Below are 18,305 nucleotides of genomic sequence, written 5' to 3' on the forward strand. Positions count from 1 at the left end.
AAAAGTCAGTCTTTTGTTTTAATTCTAAAGGGCATTTTAAGAAAACTTTTTATAAGTTCGGTAATACTTACTTTATAAAATGTAGAAAGGTAAGGCTGCCCGAAGCTTTCTAATGACGAGATATATGTTAAGAAAAATAAGACACTTAAAACAAAGCCATACATTCCAAAAAAGGAGGCAATTATTAATACAGCAACTCTTATTAAAAATACATTGCCTAATATATTTTGATTAATTAATGTATAGCTAGATATAACGGTAAGTGCCCCAATTACTAATGTTGATGGTGATGTAAATCCTGCTCTTATGGCAGCATCCCCAACTATTAAGCCTCCTAAAACTGCAATAGTTTGACCAACAGCTTTAGGCAAGCGTATGCCCGCTTCTCGAAAGAGGTCAAAAAAAATGAGCATAATAAGAATTTCGAACGAAGAGGAAACAGGTAGTCCAATTTTAGATGCAGATATTGAGACTAGTAAAGGAAAGGGTATCTGGTTTAGTTGATGGACAGTTAATGCAATCCAAAGTCCAGGTAAAAATATACTTGTTAATAAAGAAGTAATCCTTAAAATGCGTGAAAAACTCACAAATAAAAAATTCGTTTGATCATCTTCAGGTGCTTTCAACATAAGTAATAAATTTACGGGTCCAATTAAACAGCTTGGACTTCCATCTACCAATATGACAAAACGGCCTTTATTGAGGGAACTTACTACAAAATCGGGCCTTCCTGAATAATTAAGGAGGGGAAAGAGTGTCAGCTTATCATAAAGTAATTCTTCAATATGATAACTACTTGCAATATTATCTACTTTTATTTTATTTAGTTTGCTTTGTACATTCTTTAACGTATTTTGGTCAATATAGTTTTCAATGTAGAGCAATAAAACTTTGGTTTTACTGGTGTCGCCAATTGTAAAATCGTCACTTAACAAATTTTTACTTTTTAATCTCATTCTTACTAAAGAAAAATTGGTATCTATATTTTCAACAAACCCATCTCTGGGTCCCCTTAGTGAGACTTCCATATTTGATTCTTCAATGGATCTTTCAGGAAGTTTAGCTAAATTGGTTGAATATAAGCTATTTGAGGGAACATGGAAAAAATATAAAAAACCTGAGAAAATATTGCTATTTATTTCATCGGTCTTCGTTCGATACTCTTTGATATCCTGTACTTCTAAATAGCGATTTATAATTTCTACATCATGTAAATGTCCTTGTTCAGCCAGAAATCTAATATTTGGTAATAATGAATTCAAAAAAAGTAAACTATCAACTAAATTATGGCAATAGGCAAATATAACTTCATGTTTTTCGTTATTAAACAAATAGAATTTACTACTTATCGTTATATCTGATTGGTGGCCTAATTCTTTATAGAGAAAATCCTTATTTTCGGTCAAGATGATGAACTCCCTTTTGCTTTTTTTCTACTACATAGAAAACAATCATAAAAAAGAATAAAAATAAAAAAATAGAAAGGAGATAAGTGCTTTTAGTAAATGACAAAAAATCAGAAACTGGCCAAGGAATTAATAATCCTATTGTTAAGCATAAATAACCAACAATTAATATGAATTTTCGATTTTGAAAGAAGGACGACACAATATACATAAATAAACATATACGAATAAAAGCCATTGATAATAATTGGAGAACAGATAAAGAATCTAATCTTGTAAAGTACTTACCAAATGATAAGACTCTCCATTGCTCGTTTATAGGAAAGAGCATTTTTTGCGTTAGATAAATGCCGAATTCAGATACAGCCGTCACAATAGCGATTAAAATTAATAAGACAAACAGAATAGAGAATACAAATATACCTTTCCTTTTCAGTCGCTCTTTTACATAACCATTTAAAACCATTAAAATAAAGCCCATTTCTAAAATACCAATACATATGTATAATATTCCCCAATAAATGGACGGAGTATTACTTGTATTTACTGGTAATAATAGTTCGTATTCATTGTTGATTGAGTTTCCTAAATTGAGAAGAACAAACAAAAAAATGTATAGTGAACAAATAATCAAGGACTGGATAGCTATGGTCTTGAGCCCTTTTAGAGAACCATAAAAGCATAATAATATAAATAAAATAACTGTAATAAAATAGGGATAATCAGAGTTAAAACTTTCTTCTGCCCAAATAATCGTAAATTTGAGTGAGACAAACGTTGATGACATTAAATAAAATATATATATATAAATGATGAATACGTACAGTGTTTTATTATTTTGGACAGTTTTTAATTCAAGAAGCGAACTATTATTTAATGAAGAAGTTATTCTAGAAATAAATAATGCTAAAAGGAATATGGGGATTAAACTGAGCAAGGCACTTATCCAAGCTTCACGTTCCACCACTGTAAAAATTGAGGGAATTAAAATAAAGTGTGCTAAAAAACTAACTGATAAGAATAACAAACAATATACATGGATTGGCTGTAAAACTTTGTTCATTTTATCTTAAACCTCCTCCTTAACAATACTTCCCATATTTGATGTCATTTAGTCTAAGTAGCCTTGTTTTAGTTTATTAATATTGACTCACACAAACGTCGTTCATTTGTACATGTTAACTAATTTGAAATTATGTGGTTTAGATGTATTGAAAAAACTAAATATCAATGATAAGTTTTAAGAATTTGCATACTGACTTTCGATTATAATGATTAATTAAGAAAATTATTTTTAGGGTTTACCCAAATTCACATTCTACAACATGCTAAAGAACACCCTATTTTTGGCATGGGTGTTAGAAGTATTAAGTGAAAACGGCTATACAAAAAGTCCTGTCCTAGCACTAGCGCTTGTATCTTTGATTTCATACGGTGGAAGTGACGTCCATCCAAATAAAAGACGAACGCTATGTAGAAGGAGTTATTATACAATTTCTGAAAAGGTAAAGATACTCTAGAAAAAGCACGGAAGAAAGCATATGAACTTTTAAAGAAGTTAAAGATTAGTTAAGAAAGGGTGTATGGAAGGAATAAAGCAACCTAATTAAAAACTTTATTACTTACGTCTTTCGCAGGGTCTAAACATCTAGTCTACTTCACGAAGAGTATGTCGTTGCTTTATTTCATGTCCTTCCAGGTGTAGCTAGTAACCAAGTTGATATTGGAATTTGTGTACGTAGCGAATTATTATTTAGTATCAGATAATTCGTTTAAGCTCAAAATCAACATGACGGCTTTCATTCTGAATTACGGTCCATCAGTTGTGCTATGTTTATAGCCATCCCGTTTCATGAAGAAACATTCCACACCCTCTAAATGTTCAGTAAGTAACTTTCTATGATTAAGGTAAATTAAATAGGATTGTTGCAGTTGCACCATTTGCTAAAGCGCCACCAGAAGTCGTTACCCTAATACTTAAAATATTACATTGATTCACGGGGAAATTAGCTGTTACTGTTGCACAACAATTTGGCGAAGCAGCTGTACTTGGCCCTATGATTGTAGCAATAATCCCTGTAGCTACAGGGGCATTAAATCCACAATTAGTACTTATATATATTTGTGCTGTTACCGTTTCTCCTGCATTTAAAACATGATCTCGAATGTTAAAAGTTAGTCTCGTTATAACTGCATTATTGGGAACTACTATCGTATTCCTTACAAAACTTGCTGATGCATTCCCTATACCTAGGAAATCATTATTACCTATTGATTGATCTGAAGCAAGATACACTTCCATTACACTCGGCCCTGTTGCACCTGTTGCACCTGTTGCACCTGTTGCACCTGTTGCACCTGTTGCACCTGTTGCACCTGTTGCACCTGTTGCACCTGTTGCACCTGTTGCACCTGTTGCACCTGTTGCACCTGTTGCACCTGTTGCGCCTGTTGCACCTGATGCACCTGTTGTGCCTGTTGCACCTGTTGCACCTGATGCGCCTGTTGCGCCTGTTGCACCTGTTGCACCTGTTGCACCTGTTGCACCTGTTGCACCTGTTGCACCTGTTGCACCTGTTGCACCTGATGCGCCTGTTGCGCCTGTTGCACCTGTTGCACCTGTTGCACCTGTTGCACCCGTTGCACCTGTTGCACCTGTTGCACCTGTTGTGCCTGTTGCGCCTGTTGCACCTGTTGCACCTGTTGCACCTGATGCACCTGTTGTGCCTGTTGCACCAGTTGCGCCTGTTGCACCTGATGCACCTGTTGTGCCTGTTGCACCTGTTGCACCTGATGCACCAGTTGCGCCTGTTGCACCTGTTGCACCTGTTGCACCTGATGCACCAGTTGCGCCTGTTGCACCTGTTGCACCAGTTGCGCCTGTTGCACCTGTTGCACCTGTTGTGCCTGATGCACCAGTTGCGCCTGATGCACCTGTTGCGCCTGATGCACCTGTTGCACCTGATGCACCTGTTGCACCAGTTGCGCCTGCTGCACCTGTTGCACCTGTTGCACCAGTTGCGCCTGTTGCACCCGTTGCACCCGTTGCTCCACTCGTTGCGCCTGTCGCACCCGTTGCACCCGTTGCACCCGTTGCACCCGTTGCACCCGTTGCACCCGTTGCACCCGTCGGACATACATTACATACAAATTCGTTACACTTAAATCTCATTAGGCAACTATTGCCCTTTATTTTCGTTTCGCACTTAATAAAATCGTTATTACTGCAAATTTTACAATTACTATAATTATGGTAATGTTTAAAACCCATTGACTCACCTCCAGTTCATTTCTTTAACATACTATTCGAAGAACCGACAACGGAGGTAGGTCAATAACATCTATTTTGTCCGTTGATTAGGATTGCTTGCTTTAAAATATCATTCTCAATCAAATAACGTTGGTTTTCCTTCAGTAATTAAGCTAGTTCGTTTTCTTCAGTGCCATCATCTTTGACAACGAATGAACCATTATCTTGAAAAGGCGTTAAATCCTAATCTCGTGCAATATCTGCACGAGATTTTCTATTTTCATAAAGCCCCACTAATTGCTATTTAAATTCAGATGTAAAAGTTAGACATTGACGTAAATTACATATTTTGTGTTAGTTAATCTTCGAAACACATAATTAATTTATAGGTACAATGCTAAAAATAGAGTTAAATACAATTTGCAAGGCATTTTGTGCACTATAATTTGTTAAAGACACTTGTCCATAAAATTTAAATTGAGATAATATTACACGTTTGCTTTATCCCTTTGCTTCACTAATCATTTGCACACTTATAATTAGTGAAGCAATTATATAATCCTCTAGCATAATCAATATAAAGGGGTTACAAAAAGTGTTAGCGTTTTTTCCGTCATTTTATAAAAATGTGTTGTCATATAGTGCGTTAGCAAGATACCAAAACTATTCTGGGAATTTAAGTAATAAAGAACAGGATTTGGATTTTAAAAATTTCTTAAGGGAACAGGGTACAAAAACTCTACATCAAAGAGTTTTACTCTTATGGGTTCTTTAGGAATATGATAAACGTCAGCAATTGAAACTGGTCTGAACCTATATCCACAAGTACTATCATGAATGTCCCATCCCATTGATTAAATTTAATTGGCCCCTATGAAGGTTCATCAAAGACATTATGCTTGGATTCTTCTTTAATTGGATGTAGAAACAAAATATTTCAAAAAGTTTGGCCATACAAGAAATCAATATGTTCTTTGAAAGAGTTGCAAGAAAACACTGTATAGTATAGATGAAGTACATTTACTTACAACAAGGGATAAGGGTACAGAAAAGATTAAATGATATTGGTATTCCAGTAATATTAATTTGGACAATGAGAGAAAAAGCAGTATTACAACAGGATTTTATGCGAACTAGTAGGGGAAATGGTCAGGGGGATGGGTATATGATTTGAGATCAAATGCAACTGAATGTTGATTAAGACATGTTAATTGAAGAGATGTGGTATTATCAGTGGACGAAATTATTCAACCCTCTAACAGATGAGTTACTTAGAACTAAGATTAATGAAAGCCAAGAAATTATAGATATTGCCATTAATCATTTTTTATAGTTCAAAGCAGAGCAATTAACTTAAAGTAGGGAAAGAAGGCTCGAAATTAATCCAACTTATGTTAAAAACTTTAAGAGATGGTATAGAACCTGAAATTGCCAAAAACGAAGATCTATCTGGATTTCATCAACAAAGGCAAAGGAAAATAAATGTTTGGAAAGAATGAAAAAAACTGCATACGAAGCTTTATTAGAGAATAGAATTATTAAATTGTATTTGATGAACTAATCAATTAGATGAATAAAGAAATCTATTTAGATCAGAAGCTTAGCTAACTATTATTAAATGTAAAATAAAAGGACTAATATATAAGACATGGATTAAAAAAGGAGTAATTGTCATTACATAAATTATAAAAGAAAATCCTCCAGATTTATATAAATTCAATACCGAAATTTTTACATTTAGAGTTGCTTTACACGTAGGGGAAATCGTCTTGAAATGGAAGGCAAAGAAGAGTTAAAAGAAATTCTTCATACGCTTTGCCCCTGAATCGACAGAAGGAAACCGTTTAAAAGCTTCAATGGTTCCGACTTCTTTAAATTTTTCCACCCATGCTTTCACTTGTGAAACTTTCGAATCTTTCCTTTGTCGCAATTTCTGCATCCATTTCCTTGACTCTAACTAAAATACGGTTATCTACTGCGACTGTAGTTTTTTGATTATCTACTTAAAGGAGATAGTATTAAACCCTAAAAATGGTTTTGTTTTAAAATTGTGTATTTTTTAAATAAAAATTAACTTTTTGTGAGGGGTTTTAAGTTGATTTATTTCTTTTTTACGGTGTTTTTTAGATAAATATCTATATGTATATTTATAAATAAAACCAAATAAACATTAAAGGGGAGGTTTTCTTGTTGATTTGCTAAATATTGTGTCAATTAATATTATTAGGATTATACCTCTGAAAATAAAGGATGCTTTCTCTATTTTCAAGACTATAGAAAGGAAGTTAGTGAGGAGAGTTTATGGGAAAAACAAATGAAGATATTTTATCTATGACTATAGCTACAGTACTCGTTGGAAATTACATTCCATCTACTTATGCAGTATTTGGAGAAACAAAACAAAAAGAATAATTAAAAGAAAATCACCAAGTTATATTAACCTAATAACCTTCCATTAAGTATCGTATGAACCATTAAAGGCGAGTAACTTTTGAAAACTTTTTTAATGCATTTAATAATAAACAGCGGAAGCCTTTATTAACCAATATCAAGAGTATTGTGGATGCTAGTTCGGGCACGGTTATTTTTCTAAAAGGTATGAAGACAACATGCTTTCTTTACTACTACCACCAGCTAACCTATTAGGCAGCATTTTTGATGTATATATTTCCTAATTTATGTTTCTAATTGCTTCCACAAATCGGTTTCGCAATTAGTATTAGTTGTTTATCATTGCCTTCTGTTGTACAAATAGAATTTTTATGTTTGAATATTATGAACTTAATTCTAATATCATTGAATTTACGCTAATTTTCTCTAACCTAATATAGGAAAAAATATAAAATAGAAATGAGGGAATATTTTATGAAGAAATTAACACTAGCAACTTTAACAACTTTTATGATTGTGGGATTGATATTTGGAGCAGTACCTACAGAGGTTAAAGCCTCTGAACATGGTAAGAATAATGTATATCAAGATCTGGATGAGCGAGTAAAAAGAATGCTAATAAGTGCGGCTGCCCCTGGTACGGAATATAGGTACCATAATATTTTTCATGCTGAATTAAATGGTGGTGATGTAGAAGGTACTTTGATTGAAAACTCTGAAACTCTGACGGTGTCTAGAAATACGCTAGAAAATAATTTTGACCATGAGATAGAATTGCCAACTAGTGGTTACGAACACGAATTTACGGAAACAACTAGTACAACGAACACAACAGGTTGGACATTTGGATATAATTATAATGTAGAATTTTCTATTCCTATGGTAAGTGGGGGTCACAGTTTTAGTGTTGATTATAATATGTCAACTGCTAACACTTTAGAAAAATCAGAAACAAGAAGATTTTCAGTTCCTTCAGTATTAATTCCTGTACCAGCTGGGAGAAAATATTTAGTTGAGTATAGATTTGAAAAACAAACTGTTTCAGGAAGAAATAGAATAAATGCAGATTTATTTGGAGATGCTGTATATTATTTTAATAATCAACCAATGTCTCCACAACTTTTATATTCCGCTCTTAGATTTGCCACTGATACACAGGGTTTTGAACAGGTAATCAGAGATTCTGCAGTGGGAAATGATAGATTTGGCATTAGAGGTACAGGTGTAGGACAATTTAGAACTGAATTTGGGACTTCATTATATATTAGAACAACTGACATCACAAATACTCAAGAACCAGTTATAATAGAAACAATAACTATTCCTGTGAAAATTGAAACTATTTCTGAAAAGACTAAAGTAGTAGAATAATAGAAAATTACAAATAAAGATGATGCCTAATGCCTGTATATCTCAAGAAAAGAGGCTGGGACATAATTTGCTGATATTCTAAAAAAGAGAAATCGTACTTGCATCGATTTCTCTTTTTTTCTTAATTCTATTTTCTCTACCTTAGCTTCTCTGTTAATGCAGGTGTATTTCCGTTTGTGGCCTGAGTAAAGATCGATACAAAAATTTGTAAATTAGCCATTCATATCACGAGGGAAATCCGTCCATTCATTTGTGGCATATTTTTGAATCAGCTTTTGGTTGTTATTTGTATTTCGATTTTCTTTCCCACTTGCAACAAACCAAGGATAGAAATTAGTCAAAAATGCTAATCCGCCTCCTGTCCCACTAAATGGTTCAAATAGATTTTTCTATTTTTCGAGTTATTATTTGCCTGTAGAAGATGAGCTTTCACTGAATTCCATTTATCATATAGGATATAATTCGTAGAACAGCTAAAAATATTTTCTTAGAAAAAACATTTAGTATCTTAATATAGATAAATTTAGAAAAAATTATTAATAAAATTAGGAAGTAATGGTTATTTAAGAAGAGATTTCATAATTACGAAAAATCTGAATTTACAATAAATATATTGACATTATTATATTATATTTGATAATTTTAAATAGATTTTTATTATTGACCAAAGGGGGAAGGTTCTATGAAGAAAAAACAATTCAGGCTATTACTGCTATTAAGTGCCTTTGCACTATTGATTTTAGCTGCATGTGGATCTGATAGCGAAACAAGTTCAAAAGACTCGAAAAATGACGAATCGGCATCATCTGAAAAGCCTAAATTTCTGAACTTATTGACAGGTGGAACACAAGGTACCTACTATGCATTGGGTGGAACGTTCGCTGATTTAATTAGTAAAGAAACAGATATTAAAACAACTGCTGAAGTATCTCAAGCATCTGCTGCCAACATGACTGCTTTGCAAGATGGTAAAGGTGAAATTGCATTTGTGCAATCGGATATTGCTTATTACGCTACTGAAGGGAAATTTATGTTTGATGGAAAAAAAATCAATTCAATCTCTGCTTTAGGTGCACTTTATCCAGAAACAGTACAACTAGTAACGACAGAAGCATCAGATATTAAATCATATGCTGATTTGAAAGGGAAGAAGGTTTCTGTTGGTGCACCAGGTTCTGGAACTTACGCAAATGCTGAACAATTACTTGAAATTCATGGTCTAACAATGGATGATATCAAAGCACAAAACCTTGACTTTGGTGAATCTACTGACGGTCTTCAATCTGGTCAAATCGACGCAGCGTTTATTACTGCGGGTACGCCAACGGGGGCTGTTGAGGCATTAAATGCAACAACTAAAGTAAATATTATCGGTGTAGATCCTGGTAAAGCAGATGAGCTAATTGCTAAATACCCTTACTACGCAAAAGATACAGTAAAAGCTGGTACGTATGGTCTTGAAAAAGATACTGAAACAGTTTCGGTACTTGCAATGCTAGCGGTGAAAAAAGATCTTTCAGAAGATGTCGTATATTCAATAACAAAAGCTATTTATGATAATACAGATAAAATTTCCCATGCTAAAGGGGCATTTATTAAAGCTGAGACAGGGTTACAGGGTATCAGTATTGACGTTCACCCAGGTGCTCAAAAATACTTTGATGAAAAGAAATGACGGAACATTCTGAATAAAGATTTGGTATAGCTTATGGCGAGTGGAAAGTTATTTTCTTAAATACGAAGAGGCTCGGATTGCATAAAGATTCGAGTCTTTTTTCTTCCCATAAGTTTCGGTCGTAAGTAATTGAGAATAACTTAAACTTCTTTTGGTGGGTATTCTATCACCCCATGAAATAGAGGAACTCAGTCTAAGAACGCCATGTCCTGTGACATTGACTGAATGCCCAAATTCGTGCTGTGTTGCCGCTGTCTCTTTGCTTTGTGCAGATAAAACTATTTTTCTGTCAATTCGCTTTTGCACAGACAAAACCAACATGCACGTCAAAGCACAAAGCTGATTCCGACAATTAGATCCAAGGCGTAATTGATGTAGGGAGACAGATGTAGTGAGAAAGAAAACATTAATAATTGTTTTAACTTTTTTATGTATGTGCTTTAGTACAGTTATTTTACTTCCTCTTCAGAAGGTATTAGCATTTACAGAAACACGTATTAATGATCCGGTAGTGCAATATATACCACTGGCAACTAAGGATACATTTGAAATTAGATACACTCACTCCATTCATAAAACGGATGTACTCGAACATTATAAATATGTAGACGGAACGAGTATTCAAATGTTAGGGATGGAGTATGAAAGTTTAGCAATCGGCATGCCAAGCTATGCAGAAAAAAATCAAACATTAACAAAACGAAGTGGGAAATATTTTTTGCAGTTTGACAATGAAGTCATTGAAAATTTTACGATCTATATAGGCGATTTGGATTTAGACCTTGTATTAGATTACGACAATTTTGAATACGATTTGAAAAAAGATTTACAAAGGGGAAAATCCTATTTATTTGAGGTGAAGCGTTTATCGCTTTATGGACAATGGAAAGGGGTAAGGATAAAATGACTACTCAGCATAAATCAAACGACGAAGTAAAAAAAGAAGAATTCGAACAAATATCAGCTGAAGAGAAACAAGCAATACTCGAGAAATATGATATTGAATCAAATGTACGAACGATATCAGGCGTAATGAAGCATGTCATTTTCTTTGGACTGCTAGCATTTTCATTGTTCCAGCTTTACACAGCAATTTTCGGCCAATTCCCAGCACAAATTCAGCGTACCATACATTTAGGTTTTGGTTTGACCCTTATTTTCTTACTCTTCCCTGCTCGAAAAAAAGCAGCGAAGAATAAAATAGAATGGTTTGATTATATATTAGCGGTATTATCCATTGTAGTAGGTTCATATTGGACAATGAATTATACAGAGCTTGTTAATAGCAATGGTACCATTACGCAAATAGATTTTATTGTAGGCCTCGTAGCTGTTTTGTTGGTACTAGAAGCAGCTCGCCGTGCAGTAGGTTTACCGATTACAATCATTGCTATATGTTTCTTAATTTATGCATATTTTGGACCGTATTTTCCGGATTTTATGGCGCATAGAGGGCAAGATTTTGAAAGTATTGTAAATCTCATGTATTTTACGACGGATGGAATTTTTGGAACACCGATTAGTGTTTCTGCCACATTTATATTTGTTTTTTTGCTTTTTGGAGCATTCCTTGTCAAAACAGGCGTTGGTCAATACTTTAATGATTTAGCGGTATCTCTTGCGGGCAAATTAATTGGAGGTCCTGCAAAAGTAGCTGTATTTTCTAGTGCGCTTCAAGGTACGATTTCGGGAAGCTCTGTAGCAAATGTTGTAACATCTGGATCATATACAATTCCTATGATGAAAAAGCTAGGATACCGTAAAGAATTTGCGGGTGCAGTCGAGGCGGCGGCATCTACAGGTGGGCAGCTAATGCCTCCGATTATGGGTGCGGCAGCATTTTTAATGGTTGAGTTTATAGGCCGTGGAATTACTTATTGGGATATTGCGAAGGCGGCAGCAATACCTGCACTGCTATATTTTACAGGTATTTGGGTTATGACTCACTTCGAAGCTAAACGTGTAGGCTTAAAAGGCTTAAGTGATGATCAAATGCCGAATCGTCGAGAAGTATTTAAGAAAATTTACCTTTTATTACCGATCATCGCGATTATCATTTTAATGTTAACGGGTACACCGGTAATGCATGCAGCACTTTACGGTATTATTATTTCTATTGGGGTTGCAATGTTTAATAAGGAAACACGTTTAAAACCAAAGGATATTATTGATGCGTTAGTTGAAGGTGCACGAACAGCACTTGGTGTAGTAGCTGCAACCGCTTGTGCAGGTATTATTGTAGGTGTAGTTGTAAAAACAGGTCTAGGCTTAAGTTTAGCTAATAGTTTGGTAGAATTAGCGGGCGGTAGCATTATATTAACGTTGATTTTTGTTATGATTGCTTCCCTAATTCTCGGGATGGGTGCTCCGACAACAGCAAACTATGTAATTACTTCAACAATTGCTGCACCTGCAATCGTGGCATTATTATCACCGAACACCCCACAGGAATTAGTGCCAGTAGTAGTGTTATTATCAGCACACTTCTTTGTATTCTACTTTGGTATTATAGCAGATATAACACCACCTGTTGCACTTGCTGCTTTTGCGGCTTCTGGAATCTCTGGTGGAGATCCGATTAAAACAGGTGTAAACTCAGCGAAGCTTGCGATTGCAGCGTTTATAATTCCGTATATAATTGTATTTTCACCAGCGTTATTAATGATTGATACAACTATTCCAGAAATTATATGGGTAGTATTAACGGCTATTACAGGAATGGTAGCCATAGGTGCTGGAGTAATTGGTTATTGGTACCGCAAAATGCTATGGTTTGAACGCATTATTTCAATAGCAGCAGGTCTACTTCTTATTTATCCAGAAAAATTTTCGGATTGGGCAGGTTTAGTCATCTTTATTGCAATGTTTGTTATCCAATACGTAACACAGCATAAAGACAACAGTGATAACACTCAAAAGAGTAAAAAAGGTTCTTTAGTTTAAGTAAGAGGTAAAAAGGCTCTAGGACTTACAAAATATAATAAAATCATCAATAATTAGCAAAGGAGTCCGGGAATTTTAAGAACAGTAGAATTTATCGGACTTTGAATTAGGACGTATAAATTTTGGTTCTATAATATTTTGCAGTGTATTCACACAATTCAGCACATAAGAAAAAAACAGATAAAGTAACAGATTCACTGATTTATATATCCTTGAACTGTCGAGAAACAAGTTATAGAAAAGTAGATTATGCAAGTGGATTTTAACATAAAATCCCAGGGTTAAAAGATGTGGAGATTGAAATTTGAAGAAGTAAGTAATCAAATCACATTAAATGTACAATTGCTAATTGTACATTTAATGTCCAGTTTGTAAAAGAGAAACATCAGAGGTTCACGTTTTTTAAATATTAAAAATATTTTCCAAACTGTTTTTTGAGGTGATACAAAATTGAATAAGATGCTAAAAAGAGGTGATTATATTGATAAATAATCTTTTAAAATTACAGGATGCATATACACAGGGACATAGTAAAAGGGTGGCTGTATTTGCCAAAATTTTGGCAATAGAAACAAATCAATATGATCAAGATGCCCTTAATAAACTTTTTAATTCATGCTTACTACATGATATAGGTAAATTAGGGATACCAAATAAAATATTAAATAAAAAAACCTCTCCTCTAACTCAAAAAGAATATGATGTAATGAAGACGCACCCACAAATAGGCGAAGATTTATTAAAAATATTCCCTTCCATCAACATCGACCTTTCTATTATTCGTTCACACCATGAAATGTGGAATGGTAATGGGTATCCTGATGGTTTAATTAGATACGAGATTCCTTTAAGTGCAAGAATTGTCTCTATTGCAGATGCATTTGATGCAATGACTTCTACGAGATTATACCGGAAAGCAATGAATCCAAAAGAAGCATATAATCGAATTATCGAAGGGAAGGGAATTCAATTCGACCCTGAATTAGTAGATATCTTTCAAAAAACATATTCTTCTTGGGTCAAAAACACGAATATATATATATATTTATAAAGCAAGTTAATTTATAAAATAGTTTTCTAATTAATTTCGGTTGAAGCCTTAATATTTATCCAGATGGTAGTTTAATTATATTCTTATACGATTTTGTTAATAACAAATGTCTGAAAATTTATAATTATTAAAATAAAAAAACCAATTTCTATCTATATGTATCATGTCCAATGAAATCGGTGAAGGTGTGTTATATTGGCGCTTACTTATAATAAACTAACCAGTTTTCTTTTGGTTACATTTCTTTACTATAATAGATTCCAAAACCAGAAATAATTCAGGCATGACTACATGTTTGCAAGTTTAAGGTTCAATTAAGGTTACGGGGCTACAATGAATTTGTAAGTTAACGGCTTACAAAAAAAAAGGAGGTCATGAAAATGAACAAATTTGTAAAAGGTATGGCTCTTTCAAGTCTTGGTGCCCTGATGCTAGTTACACCATCAGCTTTGGCAGCGAACTTGCCACAAAGTGGAACAGAAGTCACTGCTCAGGTAAAACAGGAAAACGGGGTTATTCTTTATTCCACAGATGGTGGGAAAAATTGGGATAAACATACACCGACTACTAAGGATCAGGCTGTCAAAATCGTAAGCATGAAGGATGGCATCGCTCAATTCGAAGCTGTTAATGAAGCAGATTTGAAGAATGCTGAAAGCTCGATGCAAATTATGATAAAACAGGAAAACGGGGTTAATCTTTATTCCACAGATGGTGGAAAAAATTGGGATAAACATACACCGACTACTAAGGATCAGGCTGTCAAAATCGTAAGCATGAAGGATGGCATCGCTCAATTCGAAGCTATTAATGAAGCAGATTTGAAGAATGCTGAAAGCACGATGCAAATTATGATAAAACAGGAAAACGGGGTTAATCTTTATTCCACAGATGGTGGAAAAACTTGGGATAAACATACACCGACTACTAAGGATCAGGCTGTCAAAATCGTAAGCATGAAGGATGGCATCGCTCAATTCGAAGCTATTAATGAAGCAGATTTGAAGAATGCTGAAAGCTCGATGCAAATTATGATAAAACAGGAAAACGGGGTTACGCTATATTCCACAGATAAAGGGAAAACCTGGAGCGAAAAAGCGCCTAATAAAAATTAAATTACATCTATCTAACAATAAAGCAACCATAGCACTTGACAAGTGTTATGGTTGCTTTATTGACATATAAATCATTATAAAAACTCTTAGGTAGAAAATCGTTACGGACATGCAACCTTAATCTCTGTTCCCTAGAGATTATATCCAGTTCTCTTTTTGTTACAATTTTATTACTATATTGTTAGGGAGGATGCTTATGAGAATTTTAATGGTGGAAGATGAAATACATTTGGCGGAAGCAATCGAGCAGGTTTTAAAAAAGAATCATTACAGTGTTGATTTAGCTTTTAATGGTGAAGACGGTTTAGATTGTGGACTCTCCGGCATATACGATATCATCATTCTCGATATTATGCTGCCTAAAATGAATGGAATAACCGTGCTGAAAGAATTGCGTAAGAATGGTCTTGCTACCCCTGTTATTCTGTTAACCGCCAAAGGAGATACTTCAGACAAAGTAGCCGGTCTTGACAGTGGTGCCGATGATTATCTTCCCAAGCCTTTTCCAACCGAGGAATTATTGGCACGATTAAGAGCCTTGGGGCGCAGGAAAAGCGAAATAATATATGATAACGTTTTAAAATACGGCGATATTGAGTTAAACCCTCATACGCTTAGCCTTTGTTGCAGAAAAAACAGTTTTAAATTAACCCTAAAGGAATGCCAATTACTAGAATTGTTAATCCGAAGACGAAACGGCATTATATCCAAAGACAGCATTATTGAAAAGATATGGGGATATGATACCAACGCCGAGGACAACCATGTGGAGGTATATATATCTTTTTTAAGGAAGAAATTAGCCAGTTTAAAATCGTGTGTGTCCATACAAACCATACGAGGCGTAGGATATTGTTTAAAGTCCGAGGAAAGCACAAATATAGATATATAAGCAGGTGGTATGGTTATGTTTAAACAATTACGAAATAAATTCTTGGTACTGAATATGTCAATTATATCAGCATTGATGATAACGACTTTTTGTGTCATTTATTTCATTACTTATAGCAACATTCAAAGCGAAAACGTGAAAAAATTGAATGATTTATCTGCTAGTCCGCAGAAAGTGGATGTTTCATTATTGAAAATGGGGGAAGCTGCTGTTTCATCGAATTACTCCATGTCATTTTTTATACAGGTTGATGAGCAAGGTGTAATACAAAAGGTTAACTCTTTTATCGATATGACAGATGAAACCTATGAAAAAGCTGCCGAACTTGCGTGGCAAGAGAAAAAGAATAACTCAGTTATCAATCTTCACGGTAAAAAATGGATGTATAAAATAATGCAGCCCACAACGATGGTGAGAATTGGCGAAAATGGAGAAATGCAATTTTCCACTGACGGTGGTCAAACATGGACTGTGAGTGTTACTGGTCATAAAACTAATAATTATCAAATTGTATTTTTGGATATAACAGATCAAAGCGATACACTTACAAGCCTGCTTATCACGTTTCTTTCAGTAGGAATTGTTATGCTTTTTGTCATTTTCATCATCAGTATGTATTTTGCAAATAGAGCGATTAAGCCTATTTCTGTTTCTTGGGATAAACAGAAACAATTTATAGCGGATGCTTCACATGAATTAAAAACACCCTTAGCAATTATTTCAGCTAATTATGAAGCATTGATGACAAACAAGGACAGAACAATTAAAAGCCAGAAAAAGTGGCTGGAATATATTCATAATGAAACAACACGAATGACTAAGCTTGTAAATGAACTTTTATATTTGGCTAAGAATGATGAGGCAGAAGTGGAGCTGCAGTATTCTTCATTCGATATAAGCCAAGCTGTGAATCATATTACCTTGTCAATGGAAGCTGTAGCATTTGAAAAGGGTGTAACATTTATTCAACATATAGAACCTGAGTTGACGATAAAAAGCGATATGGATAAAATAAAGCAGGTAATTACTATCTTAATGGATAATGCAATCAAATATACTGAACAAAATAGTCATATTGAAATAAGTTTGATAAAGATAAAAAAGCGAATCATCTTTTCTGTGAAAAACAGTTGTAAAGGTTTGTCCAAGAAAGACTTACCAAAACTGTTCGATAGGTTTTTTCGCAAAGACACAGCACGTACGTATGAAAACGGCAGTCATGGATTGGGCCTTTCTATAGCAAAAAAGATTATAGAGAGGTTAGGTGGCAAAATTTACGCTGAAAGTGACGAGAGCGAAAGCAGCATTACCTTTATCTTTATGCTTTAACATGATTTGTTACAGCTTGTATCCAATTAAGAATGTTAATTGAAGCGGGATAGTTCAAAGCCGATTTTTCATTTCAGAACCTGAAATCAATGTTTGTTATTTTGTATAACTCCTTACTTTAGGGCATCATACCCATAATAAAAGTAAACGTCAAATCATGGATGTATATAAAATTCTGTACATACAATCATTTATAATTCAACGAAAAGGCAGTAACGAATAGGGGCTTCCCTTTTCGTTCTTCCTTTTGTTATTTATACGTATGAAATTTTACAAAAACTTGCAGCTGAAGAATTGTTTTCAGTATGGATTTATTTAGCTAAATTAGAGTCCGATGAAAGATATCTTTGAATAACTACGTTAAGTGTCCTTTCAATTGGAAGTTACCGAGATACATTGTGAAAACCTTGGGTATTCGATATAGACTAAATGTCTGTTCAAGGCTTCTTTGTTATTTAAATTGAAATAAGGAATGCATGCATATGACGAGGAGCTTGTTAGAAGAGAGTAAACTTTGGACTTTTTCCAAGTATTAAGAAGCCTTCTTATGTGCAAAAACAAATAGAGTTACACAACAGTCTCTGAAATTGGAAGCAAAGATGTACAAGCCATAGATCATCGGAAGGAGTTGTTGGAATAACGTAAGTTAATATTGAAGGGGAGACAGAATAATTCATATATTAAGGTTTGGCTGAAAAAAATAATTGGTTTCCTGTTGAAGCTCTGTAGCTTCAATCATGCTTGTCCTTCTATTTGCGGTCATAACCGATTACAGTTTGTTTGTGTCTTCCATGAGGAAGTAAGAACAAAAGAATCAAAATATGATTCAATGAGCGAAACTATTTACTATGTTTCTGAAGTATTTTTCTGAAATAACCTTTT

General features: G+C 34.2%; 11 protein-coding genes and 2 pseudogenes. 9 read left to right on the forward strand and 4 right to left on the reverse strand.

The annotated features are described in order from the left end of the window. Positions 1–5: 5 nt before the first annotated feature. Positions 6–1,406, reverse strand: a complete 1,401-nt coding sequence (locus ACE1MS_RS09940) for a spore germination protein (protein WP_447402916.1) — start codon at positions 1,404–1,406, stop codon at positions 6–8. Then, the gene (locus tag ACE1MS_RS09945) at positions 1,393–2,469 is read right to left on the reverse strand and encodes a GerAB/ArcD/ProY family transporter (protein ID WP_447402917.1); all 1,077 of its coding nucleotides are present in this window, start codon (positions 2,467–2,469) and stop codon (positions 1,393–1,395) included. Before ACE1MS_RS09945 ends, ACE1MS_RS09940 begins: the two co-directional genes overlap by 14 nt. A gap of 246 nt (positions 2,470–2,715) precedes the next feature. Here ACE1MS_RS09945 and ACE1MS_RS09950 point away from each other — a divergent pair. Then, positions 2,716–2,979, forward strand: a pseudogene (locus ACE1MS_RS09950) (PadR family transcriptional regulator). 330 nt (positions 2,980–3,309) lie between these two features. On the opposite strand, the gene ACE1MS_RS09955 reads toward ACE1MS_RS09950, so the two are convergent. After that, positions 3,310–4,578 carry an exosporium protein gene (locus ACE1MS_RS09955; RefSeq protein ID WP_447402918.1) on the reverse strand — a complete coding sequence of 423 codons (1,269 nt, stop codon included), beginning with the start codon at positions 4,576–4,578 and terminating at the stop codon, positions 3,310–3,312. A gap of 2,943 nt (positions 4,579–7,521) precedes the next feature. On the opposite strand from ACE1MS_RS09955, the gene ACE1MS_RS09960 reads away from it, so the two are divergent. Then, the gene (locus tag ACE1MS_RS09960; protein ID WP_447402919.1) at positions 7,522–8,418 is read left to right on the forward strand and encodes an ETX/MTX2 family pore-forming toxin; all 897 of its coding nucleotides are present in this window, start codon (positions 7,522–7,524) and stop codon (positions 8,416–8,418) included. A gap of 215 nt (positions 8,419–8,633) precedes the next feature. Here ACE1MS_RS09960 and ACE1MS_RS09965 read toward each other — a convergent pair. Beyond that, a pseudogene (locus ACE1MS_RS09965) lies at positions 8,634–8,872 on the reverse strand (phosphatidylinositol-specific phospholipase C); the annotation flags it as partial. 228 nt (positions 8,873–9,100) lie between these two features. Here ACE1MS_RS09965 and ACE1MS_RS09970 point away from each other — a divergent pair. From ACE1MS_RS09970 to ACE1MS_RS10000, 7 genes are all read left to right on the forward strand, one after another. Further along, the gene (locus tag ACE1MS_RS09970) at positions 9,101–10,093 is read left to right on the forward strand and encodes a TAXI family TRAP transporter solute-binding subunit (RefSeq protein WP_031418141.1); all 993 of its coding nucleotides are present in this window, start codon (positions 9,101–9,103) and stop codon (positions 10,091–10,093) included. 391 nt (positions 10,094–10,484) lie between these two features. Continuing rightward, positions 10,485–11,000, forward strand: coding sequence for a DUF1850 domain-containing protein (locus ACE1MS_RS09975; protein WP_031418142.1), 516 nt, complete (start codon positions 10,485–10,487; stop codon positions 10,998–11,000). After that, a complete protein-coding gene (locus ACE1MS_RS09980; RefSeq protein ID WP_447402920.1) occupies positions 10,997–13,036 on the forward strand; it encodes a TRAP transporter permease in 2,040 nt (679 codons plus the stop codon). The genes ACE1MS_RS09975 and ACE1MS_RS09980 overlap by 4 nt, the downstream gene beginning before the upstream one ends. Before the next feature lie 481 nt (positions 13,037–13,517). Continuing rightward, positions 13,518–14,087, forward strand: coding sequence for an HD-GYP domain-containing protein (locus ACE1MS_RS09985; RefSeq protein WP_203582554.1), 570 nt, complete (start codon positions 13,518–13,520; stop codon positions 14,085–14,087). 380 nt (positions 14,088–14,467) lie between these two features. Next, positions 14,468–15,202: a WD40/YVTN/BNR-like repeat-containing protein gene (locus ACE1MS_RS09990; RefSeq protein WP_447402921.1), complete on the forward strand. Its 735-nt coding sequence runs from the start codon at positions 14,468–14,470 to the stop codon at positions 15,200–15,202. Positions 15,203–15,398: 196 nt separating this feature from the next. Continuing rightward, positions 15,399–16,094 carry a response regulator transcription factor gene (locus ACE1MS_RS09995; protein ID WP_447402922.1) on the forward strand — a complete coding sequence of 232 codons (696 nt, stop codon included), beginning with the start codon at positions 15,399–15,401 and terminating at the stop codon, positions 16,092–16,094. Between the two features lie 15 nt (positions 16,095–16,109). Then, on the forward strand, positions 16,110–17,423 hold the full coding sequence (locus tag ACE1MS_RS10000) for a sensor histidine kinase (protein WP_447402923.1): 1,314 nt from the start codon (positions 16,110–16,112) through the stop codon (positions 17,421–17,423). Positions 17,424–18,305 lie beyond the last annotated feature (882 nt).

The organism is Lysinibacillus sp. fkY74-1 (assembly GCF_053165895.1).